Raw genomic sequence first — 20495 nt, forward strand, 5'->3', positions numbered from 1 at the left:
CTTGATGGTTTGGTGTCGGTAAGCGGTCTCGATGAAGCAGGAACTAGACAGCATCAGGCTACTTGAAACCTGTTTGCATAGGTTCTAGAGAACGGTTTGTACTATTTCCTAAGCCGTTAGTGCTTAGTAGTCACGGCGTCGAGCCGAATCGCTGAAGCGATCCTTGCTGCGGCCGCCAAAACGCTTCTCGCCACCGCCACGGCGGTCATCACCGCGGAAGCCACCGGAGCGCTTGCGGTCGTTGAAGCTGCCACCGCGACCGCCGCGGTAGCCGCCACGGTCCGACTCGTCTTCACGGCGCGGCTTGCGGCCATTGTCCAGCTCCAGGTTGATTGGCTCTCCGCCAATCCGGGTGTTGGACAGTGCACGCCACTGATCCTTGCTCAGCTCTGCTGGCAGCTCGACCAGGGTGTGGTCCGAACGGATCTCAATGCCGCCGATTTCCGAGGAGTTGAAGCCACCCTCGTTGGCCAGTGCGCCAACGATGGAGCCCGGCTGAACGCGGTTGCGACGGCCAACAGCCAAACGGTACATGGCGTTGCCCTCGGCCGCGGTCTTGCCACGGCGTGGGCCGCGCTCGCCACGATCGCCGCGCTCCCCGCGCTCTGCACGGTCACGCTCCAGGCGGGCCTTCTTAGCTGGTGGCATGACCGGCTCGGTCATCAGCAGCGGGCGACCACCCTGGGCCATGAGGGCCAGGGCTGCCGCGATCTCCAGGTGATCAAGGTCTTCATGCTGAGAAGCGAACTGCTCAACGATCTCGCGGAAGGTTCCCAGGTCCTGACCGGTGATGGTGGCATCGATGCGGTCGGTGAACTTCTGGATACGACGGTTGTTGACCGAATCCAGGGAAGGCAGCTGCATCTGGGTCACCGACTGGCGGGTAGCCTTCTCGATGGCGCGCAGCAGGTACTTTTCACGCGGGGTCATGAACAGGATCGCGTCGCCCTTACGACCGGCGCGGCCGGTACGACCGATACGGTGCACGTAGGACTCGGTGTCGTGAGGGATATCGAAGTTCACCACGTGGGAGATGCGCTCAACGTCCAGACCACGGGCTGCCACGTCGGTGGCGACCAGGATGTCGATCTTGCCCGAACGCAGGTTCTCCACGGTACGCTCACGCTGCTGCTGCGGGATGTCGCCGTTGATGGCCGCTGCGGTGAAGCCGCGGGCCTTCAGCTTGTCGGCAAGGTCCTCGGTAGCCATCTTGGTACGGACGAAGGCGATCACACCGTCGAATTCCTCGGATTCGAGGATGCGGGTCATGGCGTCCAGCTTGTGGGCACCCATCACCTGCAGGTAACGCTGGGTGATGTTGGCGCCGGTCGTCTGCTTGGACTTGACCGCCACTTCCTGCGGGTTGCGCAGGTATTCCGAGGCGATGCGGCGGATGGTGCGCGGCATGGTGGCCGAGAACAGGGCAACCTGCTTCTCTTCCGGGGTTGCTTCCAAGATCTTGTCGACCTCTTCGGCGAAGCCCATGCGCAGCATTTCGTCGGCCTCATCCAGCACCATGTACTGGAGGTTGGACAGGTCCAGCGAACCCTTGTTGATGTGGTCGATCACGCGGCCGGGGGTACCGACAACAACCTGGGCGCCGCGGCGCAGGCCAGCCAGCTGCGGGCCGTATGGCGAGCCGCCGTAGACCGGCAGCACGGTGAAGTCAGGCAGGTACTTGGCATAGGAGGTGAAAGCCTCGGCAACCTGCAACGCGAGTTCGCGGGTTGGAGCCAATACCAGGATCTGCGGGGTGGTGGCCGGACCGTTCAGGTCGGCCAGCTCTGCCATGCGGGACAGGGCAGGCAGGGCGAAGGCGGCGGTTTTGCCGGTACCGGTCTGAGCCAGACCAACAACATCGCGGCCGTCGATCAACAGCGGAATGGTGGCGGCCTGAATTGGTGATGGCTTTTCATAACCAAGGTCAGCCAGTGCTGCAAGCACGCGGGCATCCAAACCAAGTTCGCTGAAGGTAACCGTTGGTTCCTCGGTGGTCTGGGCGTCGGCAGTGTTTACGGGCATGTCAGAAGACACGAAGAATTACCTCATTCGTTAGGGGAAAGGCCTAGCCGTCCCCAAAAGAAACGACGCAAGGCTACACAGTCAGATACAAGTCACGCTCATCAAGCGCTCCCCTATGACATAAAGACCCGCACACACTTTGCGGAAATACAACACGAGAAGGCTCTAACCTCAAAAATTGGGCCAGATGCAAGGGATACCCTGATGTTCGCGAACACTTAATGCTAGCGAACATTACCCCTGTTTGTCAGCGCCGGGGCTGTGTGAGATCGGGCACCGCAACAAAACCAGTAGGGTTAAACACGTGAATATTCGTGATTTTTTCAGGCGTCCGGACGAGCCAGTTCCCGGCGGGCTGCTGATCTCGCAGCTGCTCTGGGCGCTGGCGGGTTTGCTTTTTGTCGGATTCGGCGGCTTCCTGATAGTCGAGCAATCCAACCGCGGATCACTTGATCTTGGCTCCATTGCACTGGTCCTCGTGCTGTTGGCCGCCGGGGTTGCCTTCGGCATCTTGGGTTATCGACTATTCCTTGGCCAACGTTCGGCCCGCGCGCAGTTGACGTGGGTCGGCTTGATCGCCGCCCTGCCGATGGCGCTTCGGATGGGCAGGTATTCAATCCTTGCCGCGATTGTTTTGTTCAGTGTGGCCTTGATGTGGGCCCCGGCAAGCAATCGCTATTTCAAGATTGTCTCTCCCAAGCCACGCAAGCGCCCGCCCGGCCCCAGGCGCTAGCCGAACCTACCGGCTGGGAGCCCGCAAAAACTGATGCGCACCGAACCTGAGGGTTCGGTGCGCATCAGTTTTTTGGTGCTGTTTTTGAGCTACAGCGCGGCGAAGGCCCGCTCTAGGTCATCAATCAGGTCCGCGGTGTCTTCAATACCCACCGACAGGCGTAGCAGGTTCACCGGAACAGCCAACTCGGTGCCCTTGACCGACGCGTGGGTCATTTCCGAGGGGTAGTTCATCAACGATTCGATGCCGCCGAGCGATTCGGCCAGGGTGAACAGGCGAGTGCTTTCGGCCACCGTGCGTGCCGCGGCTTCGCCGCCGGCGAACTGCACCGAGACCATTCCGCCGAAGCCGCTCATCTGCGCCTTGGCGATCTCATGGCCCGGATGGTTTTCCAGCCCCGGGTAGAGCACCCGCTCAACTTCTTTACGCTCCAACAACCACGCAGCCACCTGTGCGGCGTTTTCCGAGTGGGTGCGCATCCGAACGCCCAAGGTTTTCAACCCACGGGTAGTCAGGAAGGCATCCATCGGGCCCGACACTGCACCCACGGCGAACTGGATGAAACCGATCTTCTCGGCAAGTTCGGCATCCTTGACGATGAGCGCACCACCCACCACGTCGGAGTGGCCACCGATGTACTTGGTGGTTGAGTGCACCACGATGTCGGCGCCCAGGGCCAAGGGCTGCTGCAAAAACGGGCTGGCGAAGGTGTTATCGACCACCAGCAGGGCGCCGGCCGCGTGAGCAATCTGCGCAGCCTTGGCGATGTCGGTGATTTTCATCATCGGATTGGAGGGGGTTTCCACCCAAACCAGCTTCGCGTTGTTTTTCTCGATGGCCGCGGTCAGGGCGGCCTCGTCGCTCATGTCTACCGGGGTGTTCCCGATCCCCCAGGCGCCCAGTACGCGGTCGATGAGGCGGAAGGTTCCACCGTAGGCGTCGTTACCCAGCACAATGTGGTCCCCTGGGCGCAAGATGGCACGGATCAGGGAATCCTCGGCAGCCAAACCGGACCCGAAGGAGAAGGCGTGGGTGCCGTGTTCGGCGGCAGCCAGCTGCAGCTGCAGCGCATCACGGGTTGGGTTGCCGCCACGGCCGTACTCGTAGCCGCTGCGCAGCTGGCCGATGCCCTCCTGCGCGTACGTGGAGGAGAAGTGCAACGGGGGCACCACGGCACCGGTGACCGGCTCAAACGCCTGGCCGGCGTGGACAAAACGAGTGTTGGAACCCTGAGGATTCTGAGTCATTGAATATATATCCTTTTCGAAATCTCTAGCGGGTGACGTATGCCAGGAGGTCCGACGCGGTCACGGCGGCGACAACCTCGCCATCTTCGGTTAACAACACGGCAGGATTTTCGGCCAACAGCGCCTGGGCATCTTCCAGGCTCTGCCCGACACCAAGTAGCGGAATGGGCAACGAGTCCAGCTGCGCCAGCGTGCTTTCCGGGGCGGCGCCGGCAAGCAATGCTTCGGTAAGCTGCGCGGCACCGATCACCCCACGGACTTCGCCGATGCGGGCGGGCAGCTGCGCACTGGCTGCCACCAACGCGTCCGCTCCCGATTCTCGCAATGACGCGGCGGCTTGCGCCAGGGTGGTGTCCACTGAAATGGTCATCACCGGTTCGGTGGCCAGAGCGGTGGCCATCCGGCGCAGCTCGGAGCTGTCATCCCCGGTGAAGCCCTGGGTCAGCATCCAGGATTCGTTGTAGATCTTGGCAAGGTAACCTCGACCGCCATCCGGGGCGATGACCACCACAACGTCATCTTCACCCAGGTCCTGGGCAACACGCAGGGCGGCGGCCACGGCCATGCCGGAGGAGCCTCCCAAGAGCAGGCCCTCTTCCTTGGCCAGCCGGCGGGTCATCGCGAAGGCTTCCGCATCGGTCACGGCCTCAACCACGTCCGGTACCGCCGGGTCATAGTTGCCCGGCCACATATCTTCGCCTACGCCCTCAACGAAGTAGGGACGCCCGGTACCCCCGGAATAAACCGAGCCATCTGGATCGGCCGCAATGACCTTAACCGGGCCCGTTGCACGGTCAGCAGAGATCTGTTTCAGGTAGCGTCCGGTGCCGGTGATGGTTCCACCGGTCCCCGCACTGATCACCACGTGGGTCAACGTACCGTCGGTATCGGCCCAGATTTCGGGGCCGGTTGTTTCAAAGTGGCTGTCTGGGGCGCCGGGATTGGAGAACTGATCTGGTTTGTATGCACCGTCGATTTCGGTGACCAAACGGTCGGAAACGCCGTAGTAGGACTCCGGCGAATCAGGGGCAACCGCTGTGGGGGTCACCACAACCTGCGCACCGTAGGCACGCAGCACATCACGCTTTTCCTCGCCAACCTTATCCGGGGTGACAAAAATGGTGTTGTATCCCTTGAGCTGCCCCACCATGGCAAGTCCCACACCGGTATTGCCGCTGGTTGGTTCGACGATGGTGCCGCCGGGCTTCAAGTCGCCGCTGCGTTCGGCACGTTCAATCATCTTCAGTGCAATTCGGTCCTTGATGGAGCCGCCTGGATTCAGGTATTCGAGCTTCACTAGGACCGTGGCTTTGATGCCTTCGGTAACACGATTAAGTTTAACGAGCGGTGTGTTGCCGATCAGGTCCAACACGGTAGGCGCATACTTCATGTCAAGAACTTTACCGGCGCGCGTCATACTTGTCGTTGCCCGTCGTAGCTTAACGTCACGCAGTCACCGGTTGGCCAATTGTGGTGTAGTTGGATGAGCCCTTGAAAGATCTCGGGAGCAAAGGAAACACTTGTCGGTGACTAAAGATCAGTCCACGCACAGCGGAACTTATGACCCTCAGCGGCCCGTTTCTTTAGCCAAGTCATTGGGTGTTCTACGGCGCGGGCTCGGAGATCCCACGATTCGTTTGTCCCCCACCGAGGTGTGGTTTGCGCTGGGAACACCAACCGGCGATGCCTCGTTACGAATTTGCAAGGCTTCGCTTAATGATCCCGCAATATTTCAGGCGTGGGGCCCTGGCGCAGAGTGGGCCGTGAGATATGCACCGGATCTTTTAGGTGCCGGCGACAATTGGAGCGAGTTTGACGCCCCGGAGTTCGCCGCGGGGCTCCCCGAAATTGTGCAGCATACACGCAGCCTGCACCGGGATGTCATTCTCCCCCGCACCAATCGAATTTTTGATCATCTGCTGGGTGCAGTCCTCGAACAGCGGGTCACCGGTATCGAGGCGAATTATGCGTGGCGGTGGCTCATCCGCCACAAGGGGCGCCCAGCGCCCGGGCCTGCGCCCGATGGGTTGCGCATCGCCCCGGGAGCCTCGCAGATCGCAACGATGACCCGCTGGGAATGGCAGGAGGCTCGGGTAGACCAGCAACGGGCGCGGACCTTGCGTCAACTCGCGCCGGTCGCCCGAAGCCTTGAATGGTGGGCGGAAAAACCGATGGAGACCAGCAAACCCGGAGCGCAACCGCCAGGCACCCTACAGGCCGCGCTGTTATCCCTGCCCGGCATCGGGGCGTGGACCGTCGCGGAGACGCTTCAACGATCCCACGGAGCCACAGATCTGATCTCCGTGGGAGACTTTCATCTGGCCGGATTCGTAGGCCAGGTACTGACCGGGCGCCGTGTAGACGATTCCGGGATGCTCCAGTTGCTTGCTCCGTTCGCCCCGCATCGACAACGGGTCATCCGCCTGCTGCAGCTTTCGGGCGAGCGAAAACAAAGCTTCGGGCCCCGCTACGCGCCATTGGACCACCGGGAACGCTAGAACCCGAAGCGCGGGTTCCTAGGACTCTGCCTGCGCGGCTTCCTGGGCGATCTGCGCGTGGACCTCACCCATATCAATACCCTTAACCGCGGTCACCAGGTCTTCGAGCTGGCTGGCGTTCAGGGCGCCGGCCTGCGAGAAGACCAGTACCTTTTCACGGAAAGCCATGATGGTTGGAATTGAGGTGACGTTCGCGGCCCGGGCCAGACCCTGTTCCGCCTCGGTATCAACCTTCGCAAAGACGACGTCGGTGAACTTTTCCGAAGTCTGCTCATACACCGGGGCGAACTGGCGGCAAGGACCGCACCACGCAGCCCAGAAATCCACGAGGACAATATCGTTCGCTTCGATCAGCTGCGCGAAGTCGTTTTCGCTCACATTTTTAGTTGCCATGCTTCCACGGTAGCGGACGAGCATGGTGAATTCCCAGAAATGGGAGATTTAACGAACCTTGGCCAGATCGGGAATAACTTCCGGATAATCAAAAAACTCCCAGATCTTTCGATCTGGGAGTTATTTGTGGCAGATACTGGATTCGAACCAGTGAAGGCGTTGCCAGCTGATTTACAGTCAGCCCCCTTTGGCCACTCGGGTAATCTGCCGAGTCGCTCCGTTTGAGAACATTTGTTCTTGTCGGAACGAGAAATAACTCTACAGGAGATTTCCGGTGTTGTGAAATCGAGAGGGCTCTTTTTGCTGTAACCCTGATCACAGACCGAATTCAGGGCCCAAAACCGGTAGTCTTGAACTCGAATCTGAACCGTTACATCTAGGAGTATTTACATGGCTAGCGATTCCACATTCGACGTCGTCAGCAAGGTTGATAGCCAGGAAGTCGCCAACGCGATGAACCAGGCCCAGAAGGAAATCGCCCAGCGCTACGACTTCAAGGGCGTGGGTGCCGAGGTTGATTTCAGCGGCGAGAAGATCTTGATGAAGGCCAGCTCGGAAGAGCGCGTCAACGCCGTCCTGGATGTCTTCCAGTCCAAGCTGGTCAAGCGCGGCATCTCCCTGAAGTCGTTGGATGCCGGTGAGCCTTTCGCCTCGGGCAAGGAATACCGCATCGAAGCCAGCATCAAGGAAGGCATCGCGCAGGACGTTGCGAAAAAGATCAACAAGCTGATCCGCGACGAGGCACCAAAGGGTGTGAAGTCCACCATTCAGGGCGATGAACTGCGTGTTTCCTCCAAGTCCCGCGATGACCTGCAGGCCACCATGGCGCTGCTGCGCGACTTCGAAGAAGCTGACCTGCAGTTCGTGAACTTCCGCTAGGCGTTTCGCACCGCGGCAAGGTAAAGGCGAGGAGCCTGCCCTCTGGGCAGGCTCCTCGCCTTTCTAGGTTCCAAAATCGTTGCCGGGCAGGAATTAGTACTGCGGGCCTCCTGCCATGGCCTCAAGCCGGGCAATGCGCTGGTCCATGGGCGGGTGGGTGGAGAACATCGACTTGAGCTTGGAGCCGAACGGGTTGGCGATCATCAGGTGCGAGCTGTTCACCAGCTTCTGGTCCTGGGCCGGCAGTGGGGCCGCGCTGATCCCTGATTCCAGCCGGCGCAGGGCGCTGGCCAGGGCCAGCGGGTCATTGGTCAGCTTGGCGCCATCTTCATCCGCGTCGTATTCGCGGGTGCGGCTGACCGCCATCTGGATGATCGAGGCGGCCACTGGTGCGAGCAACGACAGCGCGATCAGGGCGATCGGATTGACGTTGCGATTATCGTTGTTGTTTCCGCCGCCGAAAAACAGCAGGAACTGCGCCAGCGAGGTGATCACGCCGGCGATCGCCGCAGCCACCGAGGAAGTCAAGATGTCTCGGTTGTACACGTGCATGAGCTCGTGTCCCAGCACGCCGCGAAGCTCACGCTCGTTGAGCAGCTGCATGATGCCCTCGGTGCAGCACACCGCCGCATTCTGCGGGTTGCGTCCGGTGGCGAACGCATTGGGTGAGGCGGTGGGCGAAACATACAGGCGCGGCATGGGCTGCTGCGCATTCATTGAGAGTTCCCGAACGATTCGGTACATCGCTGGCTGCTGTTCTTCGGTCACCGGGTAGGCATGCATTGAACGCAAGGCAATCTTGTCGCTGTTCCAGTAGCCGTAGGCGGTGGTGGCGACACCGATCAGTGCGAAGATCCAGATGAAGCTCGCGTTACCGGTTCCGTTGGCAATGAGGGAGCCAATTGCCAGGAGCAACGCAAACATGCCACCAAGCAAAAGGGCCGTCTTGAATCCGTTGTTGTGTCCGTGCACGATGCCGTACTCCCCTTTAGGATAATTCTGCTTTTAGTCTTCCTAGTCTAATCAACGCACGGACTGGTCACAGCGTTCCGAGAACACTGAAAATCCGGCGCTAGCCTGTGGTGATCTTGGCGACATCGCGCGCTTGGCTGGCAGCCCGAGGAATATCACCGAGCGCAAGGTGTTATACGGTGAAGTTCAGATCTACATTCACAACACCTCATTTCCGGGCCCACAGCCCACTTTGTTCTAAGGGCTCTGCTTCGCATGACACCACGCACCGTCAAACCCATCCGTTCGCAGCACAGCTACGGCCTGATCCAAGGAACGACCGCGTACCTGATCTGGGGATTGCTCCCGGTCTATTTCCTATTGCTTCCGCAGATTTCCGCATTCGAATTTGTGGCAGTCCGCGTAGTTTTCTCCCTCATTTTCTGTGCCTTGCTCCTGCTGGCAACCAAACAACTGCGCCAGTTCGCCGCCATGTTCAAAGAAGGAAAAACCATGTGGCAGCTGGCGTTGGCCAGCTTTTTGATCGCCGCGAACTGGGTGCTTTACGCAATGGCCGTACTCACCGGGCATGTGCTGGAAGCCTCGCTGGGATACTTCATCAACCCGATCGTCGCCATTTTGCTCGGTGTGCTGGTGCTCAAGGAACGCCTGCGAACCCTGCAATGGGTGGCTGTGGGTTTCGCTTCGGTTTCGGTGATCGTCCTCACCGTCGGGTTGGGCCGGGTACCGTGGATTTCCCTGGGGTTGGCCTTCTCCTTCGGGTTTTACGGTTTAGTCAAGAACCAGGTGGGGCAAAGCGGAACCGCGCTGGGGACCCTGACCATGGAGACGTTATGGCTCACGCCCTTCGCCGCGGGGTTCATCGCCTGGCTCGCACTGGCAGATTCCTCGACACTCGTGAGCGCGGACCCGTCTACGGTGCTGCTGTTGGCCGCCAGCGGCATTATCACCGCCGTCCCGTTGCTGCTCTTCGGTGGTGCCGCGCGGCGTCTGCCGCTGAGCACCGTTGGGTCCTTGCAGTTCCTGGCTCCGCTGATCCAGTTCATCCTGGGACTCTTGGTTTTTGGCGAACACATGCCGCTGGAACGGTGGATCGGTTTTGCGCTGGTATGGGTCGCGGTGATCATTGTGCTGATCGACATGTTGCGCGCCCCAAAAATCGGTTCCATGCCGGAACCGAAACAGCTCGGGTAGCCTGCCGACGTTGACCGCCGCCCTTGTCACACACAGCCTTTAAGTAACAACGTCCCCGCACCATGGTGCGGGGACGTTGTTTAAGTCCGAGGCTATCGGCTTAGCTTGGGCCTAGGCTGCGTGCTTGCGGATTGCCGCTTCCAGCACGTTGAATGCATCGGCTAGCAGTTCGTCGCCAATGACCAACGGCGGCAGCAGGCGAACCACGTTGCCGTAGGTACCGCAGGTCAGGATCAGCACACCCTGTGCCAGGCACTCGTCGGCGATGGCCTTGGTCACGGCGGCATCCGGCTGCTTGCCACCGGCCTTGACGAATTCGAGGGCCACCATGGCGCCACGGCCACGCACATCGCCCAGTGCCGGGATTTCGCTCTGCAGAGCGGTGAAACGGGTGAAGAACAGTTCTTCGATCTCGCGGGCACGTCCTGCAAGGTCCTGCTCTTCCATGAACTTGATGGATTCCAGGGCCGCCGCAACGGCCACCGGGTTGCCGCCGTAGGTGCCGCCTAGGCCGCCGCCGTGAACCGAGTCGATCAGTTCGGCCCGGCCAATGATGCCGGACAGCGGCATGCCGCCGGCAATACCCTTGGCCACGGTGATGATATCTGGCTCAATATCTTCAATGTCTGAGGCGAACCACGCACCGGAACGAGCAAAACCAGCCTGGACTTCGTCGGCAACAAAAACAATGCCGTTTTCCTTGGCCCATTCGGCGATGCGCGGCAGGAAGCCGGTGGCCGGGACGATGAAGCCGCCTTCACCCTGGATAGGCTCGATGATGATCGCGGCAATCTGGTCGCCACCGATCTGCTTTTCCATGGCCAAGATGGCGCGCTCTGCGGCTTCCTTACCCGAAATGTTCGGGTTCTCCTCGCGGAATGGGTAGCTCATTGGCATCCGGTAGATCTCTGGTGCCAGCGGCCCGAACCCGCGCTTGTAGGGCGCCGCCTTGGCGGTCAGGCCCATGGTCAGGTTGGTACGGCCGTGGTAGGCATGGTCAAAGGCGACAACTGCCTGACGGCCGGTGGCAACACGGGCCACCTTGACGGCGTTCTCTACCGCTTCAGATCCCGAGTTGAAGAACGCCGCGCGCTTCTCGAAGGTACCCGGGGTGATGGCTGCAAGTTTTTCGGCCAGGGCAATGTAGCCCTCGTATGGTGCAACCATGAAGCAGGTGTGGGTGAAGCGCTGTGCCTGTTCGGCCACGGCCTTGGCTACCGCCTGGTTGGAGGCGCCCACGGTGGTCACGGCAATACCTGAGCCCAGGTCGATCAGCTGGTTGCCGTCGACATCAACAATGATGCCGCCGTCGACGTCTGCTGCGTACACCGGAAGTGTCGAAGCGACGCCGGCCGCGATGGCCTTGGCGCGGCGAGCGGTCAGCTCCTGCGACTTGGGGCCGGGGAAGGGGCCTTCGAGCTTGCGCTTCTGTTCAATGCGGTAGGTAACGTCCACCAGCTTTTCCTCTCACTATCGCTCAAGCATTCACCAAAGAATGCAATGTTCTAGTAGCAGAATATGTTGACAACTTTTGTAACACTACCGGTTTCGGCACAAGGGGCAAGCTGATTGGTAGTGCAAGTGCACAGATGCACCGCGCCCCCGTTGCAACGGTGCGAGCGGGGGCGCGGTGGGTGTGCCGTACCGGGATTACAGTGTGTGCGCCGGTTCGATCACATCGTCGTCTGTTTTCTCGGGATTGCGGGATAGGTTCAGCAGAGCCAAACCGAGTCCGCCCCAGATCGAGAGGATGGAAATCACCAACATGATAATGGCGCCAATACTCATGACTCAGTACTCCTTCGAGACGGTTTCGGGAACGGCTTCTGCTTGGACGTTCTGTTGATGCTGGTCATATTCCGGGTCCTCGAGCTTTGAGTTTTTGCTCCATGGAATCAAGGAAATGAGTCCGGCAACCACGATCAATAACCCGCACAGCCCCCAGCCGAAGACCCCGTTGAACCATGCCGGATAGCCGGAATACTGTTCGGTGATTTTCGCCTGGAACTCGTTGATCAGCATGTAGGCAAGGACTGCAGGTCCAATGCCGCCAACCAAAACCATCCAGCCGGTCCCAAGTTTGATGGAGCTGTGACGGTTCAGGTGTTTGGCCAGTTTTGGCAGCATACCCAGACCCGAACCGAAGACGATCACCATCACCAGTGCACAGGCCAGGATGCCGAACTGGTTGACGAACGCGTCGATGGTGTCGAGCAAATAGATGCCGGTGGTGGCAGAGAACAGCAGCAGGGATACGACGGCCACCGGAATCGAGACGATCAGAGTTGCCTTCACACGACCCCAACCCAGTTTGTCTTGGAAGGCCGCCACGATGACCTCAAGGATAGAGATCAACGAGGTCAGGCCCGCGAAGACCAGGGAGCCGAAGAAGAGCACACCAATCAGCGCGCCAAACGGCGCTGCGGACACGATGGTTGGGAAGGCGATAAACGCCAAGCCGATACCGCCGGAGACTACCGAGTCCACCGACGAATTGGCGTTGTAGGCCATGAATCCCAACGCCGCGAAGACACCGATGCCGGCCAGGATCTCAAAACTTGAGTTGGCCAAGGCCACCACGTAGCCGGAGCCGGTCAGATCGCTTTTGCGTTTCATGTATGAGGAGTAGGTGACCATGATGCCGAAGGCCACGGACAGGGAGAAGAAGATGTGGCCAAAGGCGGCAGCCCACACCGCTGGATTTTGCAAGGCGTCAAAGTTGGGTGTGAAAAATGCGTTCAGTCCGTCGATGGCCCCGGGAAGGAAGACCGACTGGACAACCAAGATCAGGAACATCACGATCAGCAACGGCATAAACACCGCGTTGGCGCGAGCGATTCCCTTGTTCACTCCGGCAACCATGATCACGATGGTGAAAATCCAGACGATCAGCATCGGGAAAAACACGTTCGGCACGAAGTCGAAGGAGACCCCTACGGTGTCTGCGGTGTTAAGGAACTCGCCGTAGAAGAATCCTTCGGCATCGTTACCCCACGCCTTGGTCACCGAGTACCAGCAGTACATGGCGGCCCACGCGATGATGGCCGCGTAGTAGATAGCGATTACGAAACAGATCAGGACCTGCCACCAACCGATGATTTCGGTTTTGCGGTTTGCCCTGCGGTAGGACAGCGGTGCCGAGCCACGGTAGCGGTGCCCGATCGCATAGTCGAGGAATAGCAGTGGAATACCGGCGCAGAAGATTGCGACGATATACGGGATCAAGAAGGCGCCGCCACCATTTTCGTAGGCGACGTAGGGGAAACGCCAGATGTTTCCCAAACCAACGGCCGAACCGATCGCGGAGAGAATAAAGAGCTTGCGTGAAGAAAATGTCTCACGCTTCTCTGGTGCGAGCGCAGCGCCCTGAGTGGATGATTGAGAGCTCATCCCACTAAGCTAGCGCAAAAATTTTGCAAAGTGATCAATTCTCAGCATTTTTCGACAATGATCTTGAGCATTATGCGTAAATCGTTTCAATCGCTATCGCACCATAGAATGAACCTATGGCGATTAGTTTACGCGGACTGCTAGATCATGGCGAGCTTGGTTTGAAGGCTTTAACCGATCCAACGCATGCCCTGGAGACCGTGATTACCTGGGGTGCGGTGACCGAGCTGCTCGATCCTTCCAAGTTCCTCACCGGACGGGAGATCGTGATGACTACCGGTGTTCGCCAGAAGTCTGCGTCAACACAGCGCGAGTTTGTCCGCACCTTGGCGGCAAATGATGTGGTTGCCCTCGGCTTCGGTATCGGGCTCGAACATGAAAGTGTCCCCGAGCCGGTCCTGGCTGCGGCCCGTGAGGTGGGGTTGCCGGTCATCGAGGTACCCTACAAAACGCCGTTCGCCGCCATTTCACGCCTCATCGCCGAAGCGTTAAACGCAGACCACGTCAAGCGGGTGGAAAACCTTCTCAAGGCCCACCAGAAGCTGGCGCAGTCCCTCTTGTCCTCGGATCTTGACCGCATGCTCACCGAGCTGTCTAAGATGCTGCACACGGATGTCGCCCTGAGCCTGCATGGAGAGGTGATCAGCGGGGACTTCGAGGCAACACGGAACTGGCATGAGCTGCCGGTGGCCACCGGATTGCGAGACCGCTGCACCCTGCACATCGCTGAACCTTATGCTCATGATCCAATTGTGGAATACGCCCAGTCGCTGATTGGCTTGGAGCTGACCAACAAGTCACGGCTGCGCGCCTCACAGCGTTTGGCCAACGGCCAGGTCTTAGCCGATCTTGCCTCAGGGGTGCTCTCCGGTTCTGACGCGGCGGTGCGTCTGGGGGCGTTGGGCTTGGAATCGCAACGCGAGCACTCGGTCGTTTTGGTTCAGGCCCATGGCCAGGCGGAGCGTTTGCAGACCCTGCCGCTGCCCGCCGACCTGGACTCACAGGTCACCGCCATCGTTGAAGACCGGCTGGTAGTCATCGTGGCCTATAAACAGGTTCAGCTCTCGGTTGACCGGCTCGATGCCTACCTTGCCACCGCCGGAATCCCCGCCAAGGTTGGGTACGGCGGGAGATACTCGAACACCACCGGAATCCGCTGGAGCTACTTCGAGGCGCTTGAATCATTGCGCCACGGCGAACGGGTGAACGTTCCCACCAAACTTTCCTTAACCTCGCTTTTGCTGGCCGCCCGGGATGTCCCGCTGCAGGATTTGGCGGCCGAGGCGTTGGGGCCGATTCAAGATTTCGACCTGTCCCATGATTCGGGGCTGATGAAAACCCTGCGCGAGTACCTAAACCGCGATGGATCAGTGGGGGCCGTTGCCGAATCTTTGGGGCTGCATCGCAATACCGTACGCTACCGCATGCAGCAGATCGCCGAGCTCTCCGGCTATGATCCAAACGTCACCAGCGACAGGGTTCAATTATGGATTGCGCTCAGTGCGCTTGAGTTGGGCTAGTTCTAGATAGGATTAACCCATGGCTGACATGTTTCTAGAGAAGTTCCGTTCACTCGTCCCGAAATACCTCGAAGATCAGTGGAACGAAGCCGATGGCCTGTCCGACGGCGAATTGGCTGACGGGCTGGCACAGTCCAAGGTCCAGATCCCTTTTGTCCTTGAGGAGTTTTACCTCGCGTTGGGCAATAACGAAGACTTCATGGAGGCCTACCACTACTTCTTCGACCCCGAAGAGCTGGAAATCGAAGATGGTTACCTGCTGTTTTTGGAAGATGAAGAAGAAAAATTTGTCTGGGGTTTCAAGCAATCCCAGCTTGAGGTACCGGACCCGATTGTTTACCGCCGTAACAACGCCAAGGGCAACTGGGTCAGTGAAGAAGGCACCTTCAGCGAGTTCACCTTGGACATGTTCGCATGGATTTTTGAGGAATTAGCAGCCGAGCTGGAGGACTAGTGCTCTATCGTTCGCACGAGCCACAGGGCTACCAGTGCCCGTTCTGCGAGCTGGTTAACGAGTTGCCGTTTAGCGAGACGAACCTGTGCGCACCCACCGACCTGATCTATCAAACCGAGCAGGTCGCCGCGATCATGGCCTGTGACGGTTTCGGGAACTTCGGCGGGCACGTGATGATTATCCCCACCGCTCATCTGGAGTCGCTATACGACCTGGATGAAGAAATCGGTGCGGCCATCATGCGGGAAACCCGGCGTATTGCGCTGGCCATGAAGCTGGCGTGGAATCCGGATGGCACCAGCACCCGGCAGCACAACGAACCGGCCGGCAATCAGCACGTGTGGCACTATCACCAGCACATTTTCCCGAGGTACTGGGACGATGAACTGTACCGCCAGCTTCGCCACCGGGTTCCGGTTGAAGATCGCGCGCTCAAGGCGCAGCAGCTGCGGGCCGTGCTCTTTTCCGACGCTCATCCTCAGCGGCTCTTCGAGACCGACGTGCAACGCTAGGAGCGCCTCGCATAAAAATAGTCCTGCATTTCCCCCAAAGGAAAATGCAGGACTACTTCTATTGTGCAGGCAACCTGGCTCAGGCCTCGCGGGTCACCACTGCATCTGCGAAGGAAATCAATGCGGATTTCACGGTGCCGTCCGGCAAGGGTGCGAGCACCTCAATTGCGTCATCAGCCCACCGGCGGGCCACATTCCATGCGTCCTGGACCGAACGGTGGCTGGCGACAGCATCCACTGCCTTCGCCAGGGCTTCATCGGTCGTCAGGTCCGAGTCCACCAGCTGAACGGCGGCCTGGGCCTGGGCGTCGCCGTTCTCAGCGGCTTGACGCAGCAGCAAAACCGGCAGGGTTGGCACCCCTTCACGCAGGTCCGTGCCCGGGGTTTTGCCCGAATCGGCTTCCTTGGAGGCAATGTCGATCACGTCATCGGCCACCTGGAAAGCCACGCCGACCTTTTCACCGTAGTCGCGCAGCACCTCGATAAACTGGGGAATACCGCCGAAACGTGCGCCGAAAGCACCGGAGGTTGCCAGCAGTGATGCAGTTTTGTCGCTGATCACCTGGATGTGATGGGCAATGGGGTCTTCTCCATCGCGTGGGCCGATCGATTCATGCAACTGGCCTAGGCACAAACGTTCAAAGGTCCGCGACTGCCAGTTCACCGCTTCCGGTCCAAGATCGGCACCGAAGACCGAAGCCCGGGCAAAAATCAGGTCTCCAGCCAGAATCGCAACTGAATTACCCCAGACCTCGTGGGCGGTCGGAGCCCCGCGGCGCATCGGCGCGGAGTCCATCACGTCGTCGTGATACAGGGTTGCCAAGTGGGTCAGCTCCACCACGGCGGCCGCCTTGATCACCTCATCGGTGACACCATGTCCCAGCAGGGCGGTGAGCAGCACCAGCAAGGGGCGCACCCTTTTGCCGCCGGCCTCCACCAGATGCCGGCTGGAGGCATCAATCAACGGATCGGAGTTGGCCAACGCGTCGCGCAGCAGCTTCTCCACCTTGGCCATGCCGGTGGAGATGGCGGGCCCAAAGTCAGGATCCTCGGCGATCATTGCAAAGCCCGAGGGAAGATTAATGGCCGCAGCAAGCACTGCGGTTTCAGGATTCAGCTCAATCGAGTCGGACACCTCGTGTCCGGCTGCGGTCCAGTTGCTCTTGGAATCAGTCACTGTTTTACGGCTTACTTATCTTTCATCGGGTTGGTCATCGCATTGAACGAGGACAATCTATACACGCTGTGGGTGCATAAACATCACTTCACTCTATCCGATGCGTTCCACTGAACGCTCGCAAACCTTGAATTGCCGTGTTTTATGGCATGTCTATTAGGCCGCGAAACTGGTCAACACCGAGTTTACCGGGTCGTGCGCATTCGCGAGACTCAACCCGCTGAAAGTCACAGCCGCGCGCCGTGCTGGTGAGCACGGACACCCCGGCAGGTGTTTGCCGGTCATAGCGCGGTAGGCTTAGCCCTATCATGTCTGCAGATTCGTCCGTTCTCGGTGCCAGCGGCCTTTACGCCTCGGCACCCGTGTTAACCAGCATCACTTTCGAGTACGAAGGTGCCTCCGAGCACCTCATTTCCGATTCCCTTCGCCATGGCAGCATGGTCTGGACGCGGCGTGGACGCGGGCTGGTCGGTTTCGGAATCGCCGCCAGGCTCACCACCCGTGGGGAGCACCGGTTTCTCGATGCACGAACGTGGTTTAGCCAGTTATTAAGCCAGGCGACGATCATCGATCCGATCAGCCGTCCCGGCAGCGGCCTGATCGCCTTTGGCTCCTTCGCTTTTTCCTTCACCAGCAGTTTCAACTCGCGTCTTGTGATCCCGGAGATCGTGCTGGGGCAAGATGATCAGAAATCCTGGATCACGGTGACCGGCAGCGCCGAACAGCTTGCGGGCCTGACCTTGGAGCAGGCCCTGCAACGGGCCGAACTGGCCATGGACAATGCCGCACTGCCAGCAACCGAGCAAGGCGAGATCGAATTGTCCAGCGGACAGCTGACCGCCGGCGCCTACCTGGAAGCGGTGCGCCAAGCGCTGGGCACTTTCGGTGAGTCCGGCATCTCCAAGCTGGTGCTGGCCCGGGATATCCTGGCGCGCAGCAGCAAACCCATCGACCTGTCACAGGTGGTGGCGGCGCTGACCGACCAATACGGCGACTGCTGGACCTATGCAGTGGACGGCTTGGTTGGAGCCACACCGGAAATGCTGGTCCGTGTCACCAATGGAGTGGCCGAAGCCCGGGTCCTGGCCGGCACCCTGGACCGCGCCACAGAAGGCGCCGAGCATCCAGACTTCGCCAAAGATCGACTTTTTGACGATCCCAAACAACGCCATGAGCATCAGCTGGCCATCGATTCATTGACCGAATCCCTGAATCCCATCTCCCACGGGATGCAGGCCCCCGACCAACCATTTATCCTTCAGCTGCCCAACGTCTGGCACTTGGCCAGTGATGTCCGCGCCCAACTTCGCCCCGATGCCACCGGAGCCCTGCCCTCCGCCCTGGACATCGCCGAGATCTTCCATCCCACCGCAGCTGTGTGCGGCACACCCACCAAACGCGCGGGTGTGGTTCTGCGCCAGCTGGAGGGCCTTGACCGCGGGCCGTATGCCGGCCCGGTGGGCTGGGTGGATTCGCGGGGCGACGGCGAATTCGGCATCGCCTTGCGTGGCGGCATCCTGGAGGAGAATAATCTGATGCGCCTGTACGCCGGGTGCGGCATCGTTCCCGGTTCGGTGCCCGAAGACGAGTTGGCAGAGTCCTGGGCCAAGATGCGTCCGATGCGCCAAGCGCTGGGTGCCGAGTAGCGAAAGCTAGAACACCTACCGGCCATCGGGTAATGATCACTTTTCGAGCCTAAGTATTGCTTATTCTCGTCAAGATGTGTGTGAGGTGAATCTCATCCTCGTCATCGCGTGGTTATGATTGTGCGTACGCAACGATCCACTCGCATTACCCGAAAGTAGGTTTTGATCCTATGCGTCTGACCACCAAACGATTCGCCACCACCCTGGCTGCAACCTCCGTGGCCCTGTTGGCCCTGACCGCCTGCGGCTCAGACAACGGTGCAGCCGAGCCATCAGCAGAGGCCTCGGGCGAGGCAAGCTTCATCAATGCCGGCAAGCTCACCGTCTGCTCGGACATTCCCTACGAGCCATTTGAATTCGTCAAGGACGGCCAGAACGTCGGTTTCGACATGGACGTTGCCGCAGAACTTGCCAAGGACGCAAACGTTGAACTCAACGTCATCGACGCAAGCTTCGACTCGATCGAATCCGGCTTGTTCAAGTCCCAGTGCGATATCGCCATCTCCTCGATCTCCATCACCGATGCCCGCAAGGCAAAAATGGATTTCTCCACCCCCTACATGGATGACGACCTGGTGCTGATTGCCAAGGAAGGTTCCGGGATCACCGATCTGGCTTCCGCCGCGGACAAAAAGGTCGGCGTTCAGCAGGCCACCACCGGCGAAAAGTACGGCAAGGAAAACGATCTGAACAACATTGTCGGTTACGAGGATGCGGGACTGCAGACCCAGGCCTTGCTGGCCGGACAGGTTGAAGCGTTGCTGGGCAACCAGTCCGTCCTGGGCTACGCCATCAAGGACAAGCCGGGCTACTCGGTCGTCGCCGATTTCAAGACCGGCGAGCAGCTGGGTGTGGCCGTTCCGAAGGACAAGGCGGCAACCCTTGAGCTGGTCAACGGCACCCTGAAGCGCCTGACCGACTCGGGAGAGATGGAAACTCTGACCGTGAAGTGGTTCGGCGAGAAGTAAGCACTCGCCGCTAACGGACTATTTTGACGCGGGGGCCACGGTAAATCCTGGTTCAGGTGCCGCCTTGGCCCCCGCGACCTTTACGAGAGGTACACCATGGCAATGACCACTAGTCAGCGCGCCCGCCTGAGTAAGACCATCCAGATTGTCGTTTTTTTCGCGATTATCATCGCGGTCCTGTTGTCCCTTGACTGGGAGAAAACCCGCTACGCGTTTTTCTCCTTTGACAAACTCGGGCCGATGTTCCCGGACCTGATCATTGTTGGGCTCAAAAACACCATCTTCTACACCGTCATCTCCTTCGCCTTCGGTTTGGTTGTCGGCCTGATCCTGGCTTTGATGAAGATGGCCTCCTTTGCCCCCTACCGGTGGTTCGCCACCGGATTTGTTGAGTTCTTCCGCGGAATCCCCGCGATCTTGGTACTGTTGGCCTTCGGTTTTGGCCTCCCCCAAGCGTTCGGCACCACCTGGCCGCAGCCGGTGAACATCATGTTGGCCTTGGGCCTGGTTTCCTCGGCGTACATCGCAGAAACATTGCGTGCCGGCCTGCAGGCAGTGCCCAAGGGCCAGACCGAGGCCGCCCGCTCCCTAGGCATGCCTGCCTGGCGCGCGATGGTCACCATTGTGATTCCCCAGGCGTTCAAGATTGTGCTTCCGCCGATGACCAACGAAATCATCTTGCTGACCAAGGATTCATCATTGGCGTTCATCCTGGGTGCGTCGATGGCCCAGTACGAAATGACCAAGTTCGGCCGCGACGGTATCCAGTCACTGGACGCCGGCATCACCCCGCTGGTGGCCGCCGGCCTGTTCTACCTGGTCATCACCATTCCGTTGAGCCTGGTGGCACGGAAGTTTGAATCTCGCTCGGCTCGGACCAAGCGTTAGGA

19 protein-coding genes and 1 tRNA gene are annotated in these 20495 nt (G+C 59.6%); 10 read left to right on the forward strand and 10 right to left on the reverse strand.

Features of this window, described 5'->3' with window-relative positions:
* Window positions 1–123: 123 nt before the first annotated feature.
* The gene (locus ACIOWL_RS19870) at window positions 124–2022 is read right to left on the reverse strand and encodes a DEAD/DEAH box helicase (protein WP_400389270.1); all 1899 of its coding nucleotides are present in this window, start codon (window positions 2020–2022) and stop codon (window positions 124–126) included.
* Window positions 2023–2326: 304 nt separating this feature from the next.
* Here ACIOWL_RS19870 and ACIOWL_RS19875 point away from each other — a divergent pair, with 304 nt between their 5' ends.
* A complete protein-coding gene (locus tag ACIOWL_RS19875; RefSeq protein WP_400389273.1) occupies window positions 2327–2755 on the forward strand; it encodes a hypothetical protein in 429 nt (142 codons plus the stop codon).
* A gap of 89 nt (window positions 2756–2844) precedes the next feature.
* On the opposite strand, the gene ACIOWL_RS19880 is transcribed toward ACIOWL_RS19875, so the two are convergent.
* Window positions 2845–4002 (reverse strand): cystathionine gamma-synthase, encoded by a 1158-nt coding sequence (locus ACIOWL_RS19880; RefSeq protein WP_400389275.1) that lies wholly within the window; start codon window positions 4000–4002, stop codon window positions 2845–2847.
* 25 nt (window positions 4003–4027) lie between these two features.
* A complete protein-coding gene (locus ACIOWL_RS19885; protein WP_400389277.1) occupies window positions 4028–5392 on the reverse strand; it encodes a cystathionine beta-synthase in 1365 nt (454 codons plus the stop codon).
* Between the two features lie 136 nt (window positions 5393–5528).
* On the opposite strand from ACIOWL_RS19885, the gene ACIOWL_RS19890 reads away from it, so the two are divergent.
* Entirely contained in the window at window positions 5529–6500 is a 972-nt protein-coding gene (locus tag ACIOWL_RS19890) for a DNA-3-methyladenine glycosylase family protein (RefSeq protein ID WP_400389280.1), read from the forward strand.
* 18 nt (window positions 6501–6518) lie between these two features.
* On the opposite strand, the gene trxA is transcribed toward ACIOWL_RS19890, so the two are convergent.
* Both trxA and ACIOWL_RS19900 read right to left on the reverse strand, forming a co-directional pair.
* A complete protein-coding gene (gene trxA, locus ACIOWL_RS19895) occupies window positions 6519–6893 on the reverse strand; it encodes a thioredoxin (RefSeq protein WP_400389283.1) in 375 nt (124 codons plus the stop codon).
* A gap of 127 nt (window positions 6894–7020) precedes the next feature.
* Window positions 7021–7102: transfer RNA gene (locus ACIOWL_RS19900), tRNA-Tyr, on the reverse strand.
* Window positions 7103–7283: 181 nt separating this feature from the next.
* Here ACIOWL_RS19900 and ACIOWL_RS19905 point away from each other — a divergent pair.
* On the forward strand, window positions 7284–7772 hold the full coding sequence (locus ACIOWL_RS19905; protein WP_400389286.1) for a YajQ family cyclic di-GMP-binding protein: 489 nt from the start codon (window positions 7284–7286) through the stop codon (window positions 7770–7772).
* Window positions 7773–7865: 93 nt separating this feature from the next.
* Here ACIOWL_RS19905 and htpX read toward each other — a convergent pair whose 3' ends face one another.
* A complete protein-coding gene (gene htpX / locus ACIOWL_RS19910) occupies window positions 7866–8744 on the reverse strand; it encodes a zinc metalloprotease HtpX (RefSeq protein WP_400389288.1) in 879 nt (292 codons plus the stop codon).
* A 255-nt stretch (window positions 8745–8999) separates the two neighbouring features.
* Between htpX and rarD the strand changes: the two genes are divergently transcribed.
* The gene (gene rarD / locus ACIOWL_RS19915; protein WP_400389290.1) at window positions 9000–9938 is read left to right on the forward strand and encodes an EamA family transporter RarD; all 939 of its coding nucleotides are present in this window, start codon (window positions 9000–9002) and stop codon (window positions 9936–9938) included.
* Window positions 9939–10049: 111 nt separating this feature from the next.
* Here rarD and gabT read toward each other — a convergent pair whose 3' ends face one another.
* From gabT to ACIOWL_RS19930, 3 genes are all read right to left on the reverse strand, one after another.
* A complete protein-coding gene (gene gabT / locus ACIOWL_RS19920) occupies window positions 10050–11393 on the reverse strand; it encodes a 4-aminobutyrate--2-oxoglutarate transaminase (protein WP_400389293.1) in 1344 nt (447 codons plus the stop codon).
* A gap of 195 nt (window positions 11394–11588) precedes the next feature.
* Window positions 11589–11726 (reverse strand): methionine/alanine import family NSS transporter small subunit, encoded by a 138-nt coding sequence (locus ACIOWL_RS19925; protein ID WP_400389296.1) that lies wholly within the window; start codon window positions 11724–11726, stop codon window positions 11589–11591.
* 3 nt (window positions 11727–11729) lie between these two features.
* Entirely contained in the window at window positions 11730–13328 is a 1599-nt protein-coding gene (locus tag ACIOWL_RS19930) for a sodium-dependent transporter (RefSeq protein ID WP_400389299.1), read from the reverse strand.
* 116 nt (window positions 13329–13444) lie between these two features.
* On the opposite strand from ACIOWL_RS19930, the gene ACIOWL_RS19935 reads away from it, so the two are divergent.
* From ACIOWL_RS19935 to ACIOWL_RS19945, 3 genes are read left to right on the forward strand one after another with little or no spacing between them, the layout of a single operon-like run.
* Window positions 13445–14848: a PucR family transcriptional regulator gene (locus ACIOWL_RS19935; protein WP_400389302.1), complete on the forward strand. Its 1404-nt coding sequence runs from the start codon at window positions 13445–13447 to the stop codon at window positions 14846–14848.
* 19 nt (window positions 14849–14867) lie between these two features.
* The gene (locus ACIOWL_RS19940; protein ID WP_400389305.1) at window positions 14868–15302 is read left to right on the forward strand and encodes a hypothetical protein; all 435 of its coding nucleotides are present in this window, start codon (window positions 14868–14870) and stop codon (window positions 15300–15302) included.
* Complete coding sequence (locus tag ACIOWL_RS19945) at window positions 15302–15814, forward strand: HIT family protein (protein WP_400389308.1); 513 nt, start codon at window positions 15302–15304, stop codon at window positions 15812–15814. The genes ACIOWL_RS19940 and ACIOWL_RS19945 overlap by 1 nt, the downstream gene beginning before the upstream one ends.
* A gap of 79 nt (window positions 15815–15893) precedes the next feature.
* On the opposite strand, the gene ACIOWL_RS19950 is transcribed toward ACIOWL_RS19945, so the two are convergent.
* Window positions 15894–16991: a polyprenyl synthetase family protein gene (locus tag ACIOWL_RS19950; protein WP_400389311.1), complete on the reverse strand. Its 1098-nt coding sequence runs from the start codon at window positions 16989–16991 to the stop codon at window positions 15894–15896.
* Between the two features lie 308 nt (window positions 16992–17299).
* Here ACIOWL_RS19950 and ACIOWL_RS19955 point away from each other — a divergent pair, with 308 nt between their 5' ends.
* The 3 genes from ACIOWL_RS19955 (at window position 17300) to ACIOWL_RS19965 (ending at window position 20493) form a co-directional block, all read left to right on the forward strand.
* A complete protein-coding gene (locus tag ACIOWL_RS19955) occupies window positions 17300–18637 on the forward strand; it encodes an isochorismate synthase MenF (RefSeq protein ID WP_400389314.1) in 1338 nt (445 codons plus the stop codon).
* Between the two features lie 170 nt (window positions 18638–18807).
* Window positions 18808–19605, forward strand: coding sequence for an ABC transporter substrate-binding protein (locus tag ACIOWL_RS19960; protein ID WP_400389316.1), 798 nt, complete (start codon window positions 18808–18810; stop codon window positions 19603–19605).
* Window positions 19606–19701: 96 nt separating this feature from the next.
* A complete protein-coding gene (locus ACIOWL_RS19965) occupies window positions 19702–20493 on the forward strand; it encodes an amino acid ABC transporter permease (protein ID WP_400389318.1) in 792 nt (263 codons plus the stop codon).
* Window positions 20494–20495: the final 2 nt, after the last annotated feature.

This window comes from Glutamicibacter sp. NPDC087344 (assembly GCF_044744225.1).
Classification (GTDB): domain Bacteria; phylum Actinomycetota; class Actinomycetes; order Actinomycetales; family Micrococcaceae; genus Glutamicibacter.